Genomic DNA, 12,964 nt, shown 5'->3' with positions numbered 1-12,964 from the left:
ATAGTTCGCAAAAAACCGGTTACTTTCTACATTTAACCCAACCCGTATGCAAACATACCAGTCACTATGGCTTCTTACCAATCCTTAACGTTTGAACTGACGGAGGGCGTTCTTACCCTAACCCTGCTGGGTCCCGGCAAAGGCAACGCAATGGGTCCGGAGTTTTGGGATGAACTACCCCGTGCCGTCGACGAAATAAACACAATGGCGAATGTCCGTTGTATCCTGTTGCGGGGCAGCGGTAATCACTTTAGCTATGGCCTCGACCTCAACACCATGCTGCCCAAGCTAAAGACTATCCTTGGCGGGGCTATATCGGCCGAGAGCCGCCTGGAATTAATGAACATGATCCGGCAGATGCAGTCCGGCTTTCAAAAGCTCTACGAATCGCCGAAGCCGGTGATTGCGGCCGTTCACGGCTGGTGCATTGGGGGCGGGCTGAACCTAATCTCGGCGGCCGACATCCGGCTCTGCTCGTCTAATGCCAATTTCAGCCTGCGTGAAGCTAAGCTGGGTATCATTCCCGACCTGGGTGGCCTGCAATGGTTGCCGAAGATAATTGGGGAAAGCTACACGCGGGAGTTAGCCTTTACGGCTAAAGATTTCGATGCCGCTTTTGCCGAAAAAATCAGGCTGGTGAACCATGTCTATGCCTCACCCGATGAGTTGTTCGACAAAGCGACCGAGATGGCCCGCCAGATTGCCGACCTGCCGCAAACGACCATACAAGGCATAAAACAGGTTTTGAATTACAGTGCCGGCAAATCTGTTGAGGATGGCCTACAGTACGTAGCCGTCTGGAACTCCTCACAGCTCCAGTTTCAGGAATCCACCGAAAACCTGGACGACACGCTGGAGAAGCGCAAAGCCGAATTCGATAAGAAAATCAGTCGGGGATATTGACGGATGCCTTGTAAAGCCTGCCGAAAAAAAAGAGCCGTACCCCGCCTGGCGTACGGCTCCTGTATAGGTATTTAGGTTTAATTCACTCCTCCGGGATGGTACACAAAGTTCACTATGGAAACAATGTAGTCTTTGCTCTGGCTGTCGTACCGGATCGAGTACTGAGTGGGGTAGTTACCCGCTTTGGCAAAATCCGTCGGTTGTTTAATCTGGAAGGTGCCTTTGGCCCCATTCAGCAGATAATCAAGGGTAATCATTGGTTCAAGGAAAATTACTTCATAGTTGTAGCTGCCGTAAATCATGGTACGCGTAAAGCCCCCTGGTGTCTGAAACTCCGGTGAAGATGGATCGACCCAGTGGGTACCCATGGCCGGTACGCGTCCGGGTGTCGGCACATACCCGACCGGCAGATATTGGGGGGCTGGGAGTGTGGGATCCATCATGTTTCCCGGCAGGCCTGGTATAGCCTCACGGGCTTGGCTGGAGATCATGTAAAAATGAAAGTCAAAATGAGGTACCCCATAAAGGAACTCAGGCTCGTGTCCGTGTGCATTCCAGTCCATTAACACATGCTGGAAAGGTGCGATGTCGAATTGGCTGGGGAATCGCAGTACTTTCTGGTAACTTTCTCCTCCATCTTTCAGGAGAGCTATCAGCACTTTTTCCGATATAGCAATACCAATCTCCATCAATTCGCCGGATTTGGTGGCACTGACAAATGTCCGGGCTACGCCACCGCCTAGTGGTACGGCCGGTCCATAATGCGTAACTACCTTATCGGCTCCGGCACGGGCGTTTTGGTCGCCGGATGAAGGAGCGACCGGGTTCAGGCTCGATTCGTTCGGCTCACAACCTGCAATCAGAATAACGGCAAGAATGGAAGCCACCAGGCTCGCCATCCGGAACGGTCTACGTTGTGCTCTCATTTTTCTGGCTGATTTTGGTTTAGAATAAGGCTTTGGTAATGAGCTAAATGTAAGAATAAATTGTCGTGTACCATAAACCAAAATCCCTATACGTAAGCAGATGTATTCAGAGAACCTGTAAAGCCCTATCTTTTTAGTAAACGGTCGTCCTCAGTATAGCGCAGCGCATTCATCACCTGTAAACCTGTTAGGCGCATTTACTATAAACCCGTAAATCCGTACCACAAATACTCACAACGCTATTACCAGTGCATTAAAAGCAAGGACATTCGAAAACGTAAAGATTTTGGCTATATTACCCACGCTACTTTATCAATAATCAGCATTTTATGAACCAGGGCATGCTCCGCGACGGAGCTTTACAGGGAAAGACCATTATTGTTACCGGCGGAGGCACAGGCCTCGGTAAATCCATGAGCCGGTATTTTCTGCAACTCGGTGCCAACGTGACCATTTGCAGCCGTCGGCAGAACGTGCTGGACGAAACCGCGAAGGAATTGGCTGAGGAGACTGGTGGTCAGGTATTAGCGCTGGCCTGCGATGTGCGCAACCCGCAGGAGATCGAAAACGTCATTACCGAAACCGTCAACCGATTCGGCCGGATTGACGGCCTGCTGAATAACTCGGCAGGCAATTTCATCAGCCCCACCGAGCGGCTGTCGTACAAGGCATTTGATGTAATTGTGGATATTGTCTTGCGGGGCACGTACTACTTTACACTGGCCGTCGGTAAATACTGGATCGAGAACCAGATTAAAGGGACGGTACTCAATATCTCCACGACCTACGCCCAAACAGGTTCGGGCTATGTTGTTCCCTCGGCCGTAGCCAAAGGTGGAGCGCTGATCATGACCAAATCGCTGGCCGCCGAGTGGGGCAAATACGGCATCCGGCTCAACGCCATTGCCCCCGGCCCTTTCCCGACCAAAGGTGCCTGGGACCGGCTGTTTCCCGAACCGCTCATGAAGCTGATGGACCCGACCAGCCGCATTCCGCTGAAACGTGTCGGCGAACATCAGGAACTGGCCAATCTGGCAGCCTACCTCCTCTCCGACTACTCCGGTTTCGTTACGGGTGAGTGTATCACCATCGACGGCGGGGAAGTCCTGATGGCCGGCGAGTTCAACCACCTGGAGCAGGTTAGCTCCGAGATGTGGGATGTAATCGAGCAGACCATCAAGCAGGCGAATCGGGCGGGCAAATCGTAGTTTCAGGTTTATGCCCATGGGTCCTGGCCCGGACCTTGAAATAAATTAAAACTTGTACCCGTATCCGACCCGGAACACCTGCGTTTCGTAGTAGTCGGTGCTGACATAGCTAAAACCGGCACCCTGCACCTCCCGGCGGATGCGCAGGGTGTTGGCTATATCGGTGGCGTTCAGGAACCACTCGCCTTTGCCTTTCTGAATGGCTTTTTTCAGACCGGCATCGATGGCGAAGCGGGAGTCGATGCGGCCCTGCGGCACCAGATCGGGGGCCAGGTAAATGGCCGTGATCTGCGCGTCTAACTGACCGGGCAGACGGAAGTTGCCGTTGAGCTTTACGTTACCCGAAATCAACTGCTGCCGCTCCGCCGAAAAGGTGCTGGGTACCGGGTATTGATTCACGACCGTAAACGCATCGATGGTGTTCCGGTAGCCGTTCAGGTTCAGGTTGAAGCTGCCCCAGGTACCTGCCTTCTGCGACAGCACCACCTCAAACCCGGTATTGTAGCTGCGCCCGGCATTCTGAAAGACGTTGTAGATTAAGGTACTGCCGGGAACAATGGTGCCGATTCGGGTAATGGTCGCGTCGATGGTCTTGTGGTACGCGGCCGAATACAGTGACCCATCGTTCCAGTTGGTTTTGTAGCCCAGTTCAAATGAGCTGGTAAACTGGGGCTGCAGGCCCGGATTCCCTACTTTGATGATTTCGGCATCATCGTACTTGGGAAAGATGCGGATGTCGACTTCGTTGGGACGATCTACCCGGCGGTTGTAGAAGAACGAGAGCCGGTTACCGTCGTTCAGCTTATACGACACCCGCACGTTCGGAAACGGCTGGGAATACGTGTACCCATCGCTCTTATACGTATTGTGGTTCGGATTTACCTCGTACCGTAAATCTACGTACTCGACCCGCACACCGGCTTCCACCTCAAAATGTTGGTTTTCGAAGATGTAGTTGCCGTATACTGCCGGTATCACTTCGCTATAATTGGCCCAGCCGCCGGCATTCACATCCAAAGGTGAATTCAGGCCCGGAAAGAACTGCATGTTGGTCGGGATGTACCGCCGGCGGAATTTTAGTCCACCCTCGACGCGGCCGTATCGGAGCGGCTGCACATAGTCGACGGTGAGGTCACCCACGTGCTCATCCGACAACAGTTTGAACGAATCGTTACCGGTATAGTCCGGCAGGATGTTGGTGAAAAAGTACTTCTCGTCTTCCCGGTGGAAGGTGTAGTTAAAACCTACGTTGAACAGCCGCCCCGGTTGTTTGAACTTATGCTGCCAGTTGGCCGATGCCGTAACCGTTGTTTTCAGCTCATCCTCCAGAAACTGCCACAGCCGCAGCCGCTTCGTCAGGTCGCCGTTGAAAAAAGGTTCGTCACCCCGATCAATGATTTTCTCGCTGCTGAACAGCCCCGAAACACTGATGGTATTGTTGGCGTCGGGTGTCCAGTCGACACCCGTTTTTCCGGTGATGATATTGGTATTCCGGTTGCGCTTGGTCTGCTGCCGGATCACTTCGCCGGAATCGTAAAACCGGTCGGCAAATTCATTTTTGTTCAGCGTCTGGGTGTACAGATTATCGCCTTGAAAAAACAGATTGACCTTGTTCTTGCGGTAGTTGAGCGACAGCGACGGATTTATTTTGGGTGTACCCTGATACTGCGGCCGGATGGTCGGGTAATTCTCCCGCTTGATCCACAAAGCACCCAGCGCCGTAGCCATCCCGACTTTCCCGTTGAAGCCTTCCTTCTTTTCTTTTTTGTAGATGATGTTGATGATGCCGGCATTGCCGTTGGCGTCGTACTTCGCTGAAGGATTGTTAATGATCTCGATCTTGTCGATGGCCGAGGCCGGTATATTCTCCAGGCCGGACTGACTGCCAAAACCAGTGAGGGCAGTCTGCTTCCCATCGAGCAGCACCATCACGCGGTCGTTGCCGCGCAACTGCACCTTACCACCCTCTCCGACCGTAACCCCCGGCAGGTTTTTCATGGCCTCCAGTACCGAGCCACCAGACTGACTGATGTTGTCGGCCAGGGTAAAGGTCTTCTTGTCCAGGGCCGGGGCTATAGCCTCCTGCCGGGCCGTCACGGTTACCTCTCCGAGTTGGGCTACCTCCTCCGACAGGTCAATCGTGCCCAGGTTCAGGTATTCGCTCAGTTTACCCACCAGCACGGGCAGCACTCTGGGCTGATAGCCGATGGAGGTAACCCGCAACAGGTAAGACCCACTTTTAACGCCGGACAAAGCAAACAGGCCTTCTTCGTTGGTGATGGCCCCGGTCACAAACCCGCTGTCCTTCGGCATCAGCAGGGTTGCATTGACAAACGGCAGTGGCGCCTTCGTGTGTACGTCTTTGACGGTTCCGGAAAGCGTTACCTGACCTACCTGCGCCAGGCCGATCCCAGCCCAACAACCAAAAAAGAGAAGAAAAAGAAGCCGTTTTATCATTACCAAAAAGTTGAACGGGACCAGCCGGCGGTTTCAGATTCCATCCGGCCGGCCCCGTTTCCGGTTATTCGCGGTGAATATAACTTGAAACCTGGCGCGGGAAAGGGCTATTTCGTCGCGATGTAAAAGAAATCCAGACTGCCGGCCGGGTCGTTGCTCATGAGGTAGTCGGTGTATTGAATTTCGGCCGCAATGCCGTCCTGCTGCAACAATCGGTTGCGGTTGACGCGGTTCATGATGTCGTATGGCACCTGGAGCATCCAGCGAGGCAGTCGGTATTGCAGGTTAAAAACATCATAGCGGGTGATACGCTCCACCGATTTCTTATTCTGCTCATAGTAAGTCATCACCCTCTCGTTGCCATGGATACCCTTCGTTTCGACGGTCGGGAAGTACCGCTGCATCAATTGCTTCAGTTCGTCGGCCACGTACTCCCGCACGTGCCAGGGGTTGCGCGTCAGGGAGAAGATGCGGTTGACCGTTGTCAATAATAGTTTGCCGCCGGGTTTCAGCACCCGGTGAGCTTCCTTTATAAACAGGTCGTCGTTTTCGATATGCTCGATAACCTGAAACGTAACAATATAGTCGAAGCTATTGTCGGCCAGGCCCTGCAGGGGGGGTATATTGGCCTGGATAAAGGTGGATTGAGGATACTCCTGACGCAGAGACGCAATCAGGTCTGTGTTTTTATCGATGCCGGTATAGTGGTCGGCGGCCTGCGTCAGCAGTTGCAAGCCTCTCCCCCAGCCGCAGCCGATCTCCAGCACATTGCCGCTCACCATTTTGGCCGCTTCGACATAGGGAAACAACAGCCGCTGGTGAACCGGGTTATCCGACGCAATCTCGGCCGAGGTAATTTCTGTGGTTTTATACATTTGGTTAATATAATCGGGCGGGGAATTGACCAACTTTTCGATCTATCAAGTGAAAAACGCCCTGTTTTAGAATCTGTCAGTAAAAATAACAAGAAGACTGCAAAGATGTGCATACCAGGCACTGCTCACATCTCCGGTGGGCATAAAGTACTCTATTACTCATCCGACACCAACTCAAGTGGAAACGGCGGTTGATGCAGTAAATGAGTTAGACACTTTGGCCTAAGTCTTGTCCACCATTAGTTGTTATCTGTACTGACCGACCATATTGCCTGTGAGCAGGAAGAAGAGTTGTGGGCGGGGCTGTCGTTTGAAGAATTTTTTCAACAAGTTGTCCATGACGTCTTACTGGACTCGTTTATTCAATTGCAAAATAATATTGCCCCATGCCTGAGTTAGTGTCAGATCCGGAACCTGCCACCTTACGCGTGTTACAGGCTCGCACGAAGGTCTTGAACGAGCAGTGGGAGGTCAGCTTCCGAGAACGCTTCCCCGGCTTCGGCCTCCGGCTATATTGCCGGTTCCAATAGCGGCTTAATCTACTTGCCCGCACGGCGACGCGTCCACGCTTTCTGAGGCTCTCCCAGAGGTAATGATTTTAAAAACACATTCACTCCAGAAGATAGGATAGTTGCTGGGAAGATCGTTATCTGCTGCCGAGAACACTAAGCCTACCCTGATAAGAAAACAACAGATAAACCTAATAACGATTGTGTTTCCAGCCCAATCCCGGTCGGGCTGGAAACACAATCGTTTACTTTTTAAGTACTTTGAGGGTTCGCACCACTTTTGCCGCATCAGTCAACCGAACAATGTACAGACCCGAGGCCAGCTGACCTGTTTCCAGGACAACCTTGTTTGCCCCCTCCACCAGGAGTTGTTGCTTACTCACAACAGAGCGGCCAGCCAGATCGACCAGCACGATATCGGCGGTGCCTGCGATGGTGGTCTGTAGTTGTAGTGTCAGCGTTTGCTCAAACGGGTTGGGATAAGCGAGCCAGCCATCAGTCAGCGGTTCGCTGTTAGTCTCGATAGTGGCCAGACGGGTACCTGTCGTATTACAGGGCAATACCGTATTGCAACTGCCCAGTTTATCACCATGGGCCAGGTGATCGGCTACCCCATTTTTTCCCGTTTTAGCTACACACAGCGTTTGGCCATTGTGACAGATCATTACTTTGTTTTTATCGCAGGCTACGTTGATGACGTTCACCGTCACGGCAGCTATTGCCGAACAGCCCGATTTGCTGACGGTGACCGAATAGATGGTGGTTGTGGCGGGGCTCACCGTGATGCTGGCCGACGTGGCACCGTTACTCCACAGGTACGTGTAGCCGCTGCCGCCCTGACCCGTGGCCGTAGCCGTCAGCACGGTGGTATTACTAGCCGCATCGTAGCCCGCATATACCTGCCGACATGCCAATCCCAAACTCACCGACAACGTACACTGGCAACCCGTAATGACGTTGCCGTTCATGACCGGGGTGAACCCAGTAGCACAGCCGCAGGCAGCCGGGTCGAAATTGGCAATGCCGTTGACCGCCAGCGGACAGGGATCGTTGCAGTCGGCAATACCGTCACTGTCTGTATCAGTATCGACCACCCCGCAGCCACACGCGCCAGGGGCAATCTTTTTGGGATCGTTGGGGCACTGATCCGTATTATTGGTGGCGTAACCTGCCGGAGCTGTCGACGAGCAAACCATTGCTGTTTGGGTTGAGCCGTAACCATCCCCGTCAGCGTCGACGTAGTAAAGCTGGGCTTCATGCACACTGCCGTCGTTATCGTTGCAGTCAGTGTTGTTGGTGGCGTAACCGACCGGAGCTGTCGACGAGCAAACCATTGCTGTTTGGGTTGAGCCGTAACCATCCCTGTCAGCATCGACGTAGTAAAGCTGAGCTTCATGCACACTGCCGTCGTTATCGTTGCAGTCAGTGTTGTTGGTGGCGTAACCGACCGGAGCTGTGGCATCGCATAATACGGCAGTAGTAGTTGAGCCGTAGCCATCCCGATCGGCATCGACGTAGTAGGTGATGTTGCTGCACGCCTGATACTCGTACGCACCCTGGTCGGGATTACCTGTCCGGGTAAAGCCCCGGATGTCGGTAGCAGGTGCTCCGGAAGGGGTACCGGCGTTGATAGCAGGAGAAGTGCTTTGGATAGCCATCCCGTCATCTGCAGTCATCCAGCGGTTATCGGGCCCGTCGGGGTCAGCAGCGTTGACAAACAGGGGATCGGTACCTGTCAGGGTCGTCGTCCCGGTAAACGAATCGTAGGGCCCGGGGAAAGGGGAGCCCGAGGCCCTATAGTTAAAGACGCCGTTGTAGGCCGTATTGCCGTTGTTGGTGTTGTTGTAGTAAATGCCGTTCTTATCAGTCACCGTCGCTCCGTTCACGCTGTACATCGTACCGCCCGTACCCGGAGCGGTGTTCCCGAAAAAGGTGCAGTTGATCAGGGTCATCACACAGCCATTGTTGATCATGGCTCCCCCAAACGCGGAAGGAGAGGTACGCGTGGCCGCATTGTTGGCAAAAACCACGTTGGTGAGTGTGGACGATCCGCTGCTGACGATCATGCCTCCACCGCCCGAATTGACGGTATTCCCGGAAAAAACGCAGTTAGTCATCACAAACGAGGTGCTCGATGTTTCTAGTCCACCCCCACTATAAGCTGAGTTTCCGACGAAGGCCACATTCGTGAAGATGGAATTCCCTCCATACATCGCCATTCCACCTCCCGAGCCACCCCCATTATCGGTGGAGAAGCAACTGTTCCCCGAAATAAGCAGGTTACTCAGGGTTACCGAACTTCCATTCAGAGCCGCTCCTGCCCCCCGATTACCATAGAAATAAAGTCCTTCTACGGTAATCAGGGTATTGCCATCGGCACGCCCCCCCGTAATTGTGAAGCCATCGAGCCGGGTGGTGAGGCCGTCGTTGGCCGAGGTCACCACGTGGTTGCGGGCGTTGGTGCCGCTCAGGATGGTGGGGTTGAGCACCCAGTTACGCTGGCTCAGCAGGGTTTCGGTGCCCGTGCCGCTAAAGCCCCCATAAATGGCAACGCCATTCACCAGGTGAAAGCTGAAATCCGCGCTGGTGAGTACCCCACCGGACCGCGTGGTGGCTGCTCCAATCGGATAATTCGTCGGTACGTACGTGCCTTGGGCCACCCAGATTTGGGTTACGCTACAGGTGCGGGCTGCATCGAGGGCATCCTGGAGCGTCAGGAAGGCCCTGGCCCAGGTGGTGCCGTCGTTGGTGCCTACTGCAGCTGCTCCGTTGACGTAGGCGATATTGCCCGCGTAAGTCGAACAAGAGCCGGGGTTATCAATGGTCTGGACAACCGAACCCTTACTGGTCGAGAAATTGGCCGTTCCGTTATACGTGGCCACAATCGTGTGGGTACCCACTGTCAGAGTGGAGGTAGTAAACGAGGCCACGCCTGTCACCACAGGCACGTCGGCAGCTAGCACCGTGGCCCCTTCCGAAAACGTCACCGTGCCTTCGGTGACGTTTTCGTCTAAATGGTTGGCTGGATATCTTGTAGTCGATGTAAACGTGATCGGCGCCCCCACCGTGGAGGGGTTCAAACTGGAGGCAATCGTGGTGTAGGTGGGCTGGCCAGCCGCCAGCCGGGCGGCCCCCTGGCGGGTGGTCGGGGGCGTTGCCGCGAAGGTGTGAGCCGCTACTAGTAGTAGGCCACCTAAAGATAGTATTCGTATGTTCATATGAAAAATTTGTTTTTATCAGACAGTAATATTGTCCGGCCAGACGCTTGAAGAATCTGGTTCTGAACAGGAAGAGATGTATAAAATGGTCAAGTATACGTTGTTTGTTAGTTATTGAAGAATAGGGCCGGGTCTCCGTCCAATGGTGCTGCCGACAGAGATTACAATTAGCAAAAAATCGGTATTTGGGAAAGAATGACAGCACCAGCCCCCATGAGTCACGCCAGGGCGCCCCAAGCTAATGGCAAAACTAGAAATTGCCCGGAGGGATGGCTGCGCTTATTGTTTCAAAAGCGTAGTCTATTGTTGCATGAACAAAAAAAGCGTAGTCTATTGTTGCATTTATAGTCAAGGATTACGGGAAAGTATACTAAATTCTAAATTCAGTCAGGTACGTCTGTAACCCCCGCCGGCGCATCAACCGTAGCTACGGGTTGGCTGGTAAGCGATATTGGCGTAGAATAGCCTGAAATACCGGCTCCGTGCGGTAGTCCCGGAACAGGGGCACCACCTTCATGTCTTTGTATATATACCCCCTATCGGCAGCAGTTTTCAGGTAATACAGGCAGCTATCTTTCTGAGATAGGCCCGCAAACACTACGGCCTTGTCATAGTAAGTCCGGGGTGTTTTGGCGGTTAGTGTTCGGAGATAAGCAACGGCTTTAGCTCGATTGCCGCGTTTGGCTTCGCAATACATCAACGTAGGGATAATCACGGTGTATTGCGGATTTAGGGTAAGTCCGTGCGAAAAGCTGGTTGATGCGGCCTGGTAATTTTCCTTGGCGAGGTAAAAATAGCCATGGCCCACGTGGAAAATAAACAAATCACCGAATAACGCTCGCCCGCTGTTAAGACTCGCCTGGGCCAGATCATATCGATTGGCATAGACATAATTAACAGCGTGGCCGGTAAGAATAACGGGGTAAAGCGGGTCAAGGGCCACTGCCTTGGTGCTATACCGAATAGCCTCGTCCAGCCGACCCGTTGACCGTAGCAGTAAACTGTACCAATAGTTGATCTGGGCATCGTTGGGGTTGTGCTGGAGCGCAATGAGAAACGACGCTTCGGCGGCCTTCCACTGATAAGTATCGGCATATATGGTACCCAGGACCCCGTAGGCCGTACTGTTGGTGGGCGAGAAATGAATAGCCTTCAGGGCATGCTGCTGGGCTAGTTCATACGCTTTGGCCGGGTTGGCGATGTAGTTTGAGTTGGCTAGAAGCGAGTAAGCCAGGCCTTTAAAGGCCTGGGCTTCAGCAAAAGTCGAGTCTAAGGCCAGGGCCTGATCGATCTTCGCCATACCTTCCAGAACCTTATCTTTGTTGCGGGTTATGACCAACTGGCGTCCCTGCAAAAAATTGTTGTAGGCTACTATATTTCTGGTGCGGGCCAGGGTTAATTTTTCCGGAGCTATACGGTTGTTTTCCAGACCCAGTTCCCTGGCCACGTCCTGCGTAACCTGCTCAGTAAGCTGAAACATGTCCCGGTAGGCCACAGTATAGATTTTGGTCCAGATCGGCCTGTTTTCTTTGGCGTTGATGAGTTCGATCTTCATTTGAATCTGCTCACCGATTTTCAGCATCTTACCCCGCAGAATATTAGCAACCTGTAGGTCTTCGCTAATCTGCCAGATGCTCTTTTGCGTACTTCGATACTGGTCCGACGAGGACCGGGCCGTAACACGCAGGTGCGGGATAAGCGAGACCCCGGTGTGGATATCATCCATCAACCCTTCGCAAACGGGGTTGGTATTGGGCGGCCCTATGTTTATCAAAGGCAATACGGCGAGCGAGTTTTGTATGCTGTCGACAGGTCGTGTAGCCGGCAGAATATAGGTACGCAGGTAAATGCTCAAAATTAGTAGTATTCCGAGAAGCAGAACGCCATATAACGTCCAGCGATTGATATTCTTTGGGAAGATAGCGGTACGCTTGCCAGGGAGAATTAAAGGGGCCTGATCTGTTGTTAACGGGGGCGGTAGCGAAACAGGGGGTTCAGGGTTTGCCTGGGGCACTGGAAACTTCGCTTCTGCCGGCAGAGCCTGGTGCAGCCGCCGATACTCTGTTGGGCTGATGGCAAACTCAGTGATAAAATATTTGCTGAAATTTTGTGGATGGTTTATACCGACCCGGTCGGCAACTTCCGAGATCCTAAGCGCCGTATTGGCTAATAGATATTTTGCTTTTTCCAGTCGAACCTTTCGTACATACAGTGTAATGGACACATTAGATTGTTCTTTCACAATCCGGTGCAATTGCGACCGGCTAATGCCTAGTTCGGCACAAATGGTATCCACCGAAAATGTGGAATCATCTATGTTTGCTTCAATCAGCGATTTTAGTTTTGGGATAAAATCGTCTTCAGAATTTATCATGTACGTTCCGGCTACATCATGTGGTAGAGAGTACAAAGCCGCCTTTCAACCGTATGTTGAGTGCCGTAGCAGTAAATGACTTTATAACCAGCAATATAAAGAAAAATCAGACCTTTTTGATGCTCTCGCAGGAACGCAGCAAGTCTACCCCAACAAGTATACATTCAACCAACCTACCTGTTACCCTTCGAGGCTATACCCGTAAAGGCACAACCTTCATTTCCTCCAGTACTTTACCGGTCACCATCGGAACCGCTTCTACATAGGGAAACAACAACCGCTGGTGAACCGGGTTATCCGACGCAATCTCGGCCGAGGTAATTTCTGTGGTTTTGTACATTCGTTACGTAAAATCTAGTGCAGAGCCTTCTGATAAATTTTTTCTTCTGCCTTATGGAAAGCTCTTCCCTGTTGAATCACTAGGTAAAGTTAGCAATTAGCCGGCAAATAAGTGCATGACTCCAGATTGCCGCCTATAGCCTCTTTTTAACCAC

Annotated in this window: 8 protein-coding genes and 1 pseudogene; 3 read left to right on the top strand and 6 right to left on the bottom strand. The window is 52.5% G+C overall.

All coding sequences use genetic code 11. The features are described 5' to 3' along the window. Nucleotides 1-66: 66 nt before the first annotated feature. Entirely contained in the window at nt 67-903 is an 837-nt protein-coding gene (locus tag ABD931_RS04835; RefSeq protein ID WP_345264513.1) for a crotonase/enoyl-CoA hydratase family protein, read from the top strand. 77 nt (nt 904-980) lie between these two features. Here the strand turns inward: ABD931_RS04835 and ABD931_RS04830 are convergent, their stop codons facing one another. After that, nucleotides 981-1,829, bottom strand: coding sequence for a hypothetical protein (locus ABD931_RS04830; protein WP_345264512.1), 849 nt, complete (start codon nt 1,827-1,829; stop codon nt 981-983). 329 nt (nt 1,830-2,158) lie between these two features. Here ABD931_RS04830 and ABD931_RS04825 point away from each other — a divergent pair, with 329 nt between their 5' ends. Then, on the top strand, nt 2,159-3,037 hold the full coding sequence (locus ABD931_RS04825; RefSeq protein WP_345264511.1) for an SDR family oxidoreductase: 879 nt from the start codon (nt 2,159-2,161) through the stop codon (nt 3,035-3,037). Between the two features lie 45 nt (nt 3,038-3,082). On the opposite strand, the gene ABD931_RS04820 is transcribed toward ABD931_RS04825, so the two are convergent. Beyond that, nucleotides 3,083-5,494: a TonB-dependent receptor gene (locus ABD931_RS04820; protein WP_345264510.1), complete on the bottom strand. Its 2,412-nt coding sequence runs from the start codon at nt 5,492-5,494 to the stop codon at nt 3,083-3,085. Here ABD931_RS04820 and ABD931_RS04815 point away from each other — a divergent pair. Then, nucleotides 5,390-5,620, top strand: coding sequence for a hypothetical protein (locus ABD931_RS04815; RefSeq protein ID WP_345265992.1), 231 nt, complete (start codon nt 5,390-5,392; stop codon nt 5,618-5,620). The two genes, ABD931_RS04820 and ABD931_RS04815, sit on opposite strands and share 105 nt — an antisense overlap. On the opposite strand, the gene ABD931_RS04810 is transcribed toward ABD931_RS04815, so the two are convergent. The 4 genes and pseudogenes from ABD931_RS04810 to ABD931_RS04795 all read right to left on the bottom strand — a co-directional run. Continuing rightward, on the bottom strand, nt 5,602-6,369 hold the full coding sequence (locus ABD931_RS04810; RefSeq protein WP_345264509.1) for a class I SAM-dependent methyltransferase: 768 nt from the start codon (nt 6,367-6,369) through the stop codon (nt 5,602-5,604). The genes ABD931_RS04815 and ABD931_RS04810 overlap by 19 nt on opposite strands. Nucleotides 6,370-7,123: 754 nt before the next feature. After that, nucleotides 7,124-10,096, bottom strand: coding sequence for an Ig-like domain repeat protein (locus ABD931_RS04805; protein WP_345264508.1), 2,973 nt, complete (start codon nt 10,094-10,096; stop codon nt 7,124-7,126). Between the two features lie 427 nt (nt 10,097-10,523). Further along, nucleotides 10,524-12,470, bottom strand: coding sequence for a helix-turn-helix domain-containing protein (locus ABD931_RS04800; RefSeq protein ID WP_345264507.1), 1,947 nt, complete (start codon nt 12,468-12,470; stop codon nt 10,524-10,526). Between the two features lie 223 nt (nt 12,471-12,693). After that, a pseudogene (locus tag ABD931_RS04795) lies at nt 12,694-12,810 on the bottom strand (class I SAM-dependent methyltransferase); the annotation flags it as partial. Nucleotides 12,811-12,964: the final 154 nt, after the last annotated feature.

It is taken from the genome of Nibrella viscosa, assembly GCF_039541875.1.
Lineage (GTDB): Bacteria > Bacteroidota > Bacteroidia > Cytophagales > Spirosomataceae > Nibrella > Nibrella viscosa.
This window is presented reverse-complemented; position numbering and strand designations above follow the sequence as displayed.

Bases quoted from the DNA above. Each gene is read 5' to 3' on its own strand.
- ABD931_RS04835 (WP_345264513.1), top strand. From the start codon at position 67: ATGGCTTCTTACCAATCCTTAACGTTTGAACTGACGGAGGGCGTTCTT.
- ABD931_RS04830 (WP_345264512.1), bottom strand. From the start codon at position 1,829: ATGAGAGCACAACGTAGACCGTTCCGGATGGCGAGCCTGGTGGCTTCC.
- ABD931_RS04825 (WP_345264511.1), top strand. From the start codon at position 2,159: ATGAACCAGGGCATGCTCCGCGACGGAGCTTTACAGGGAAAGACCATT.
- ABD931_RS04820 (WP_345264510.1), bottom strand. From the start codon at position 5,494: ATGATAAAACGGCTTCTTTTTCTTCTCTTTTTTGGTTGTTGGGCTGGG.
- ABD931_RS04810 (WP_345264509.1), bottom strand. From the start codon at position 6,369: ATGTATAAAACCACAGAAATTACCTCGGCCGAGATTGCGTCGGATAAC.
- ABD931_RS04805 (WP_345264508.1), bottom strand. From the start codon at position 10,096: ATGAACATACGAATACTATCTTTAGGTGGCCTACTACTAGTAGCGGCT.
- ABD931_RS04800 (WP_345264507.1), bottom strand. From the start codon at position 12,470: ATGATAAATTCTGAAGACGATTTTATCCCAAAACTAAAATCGCTGATT.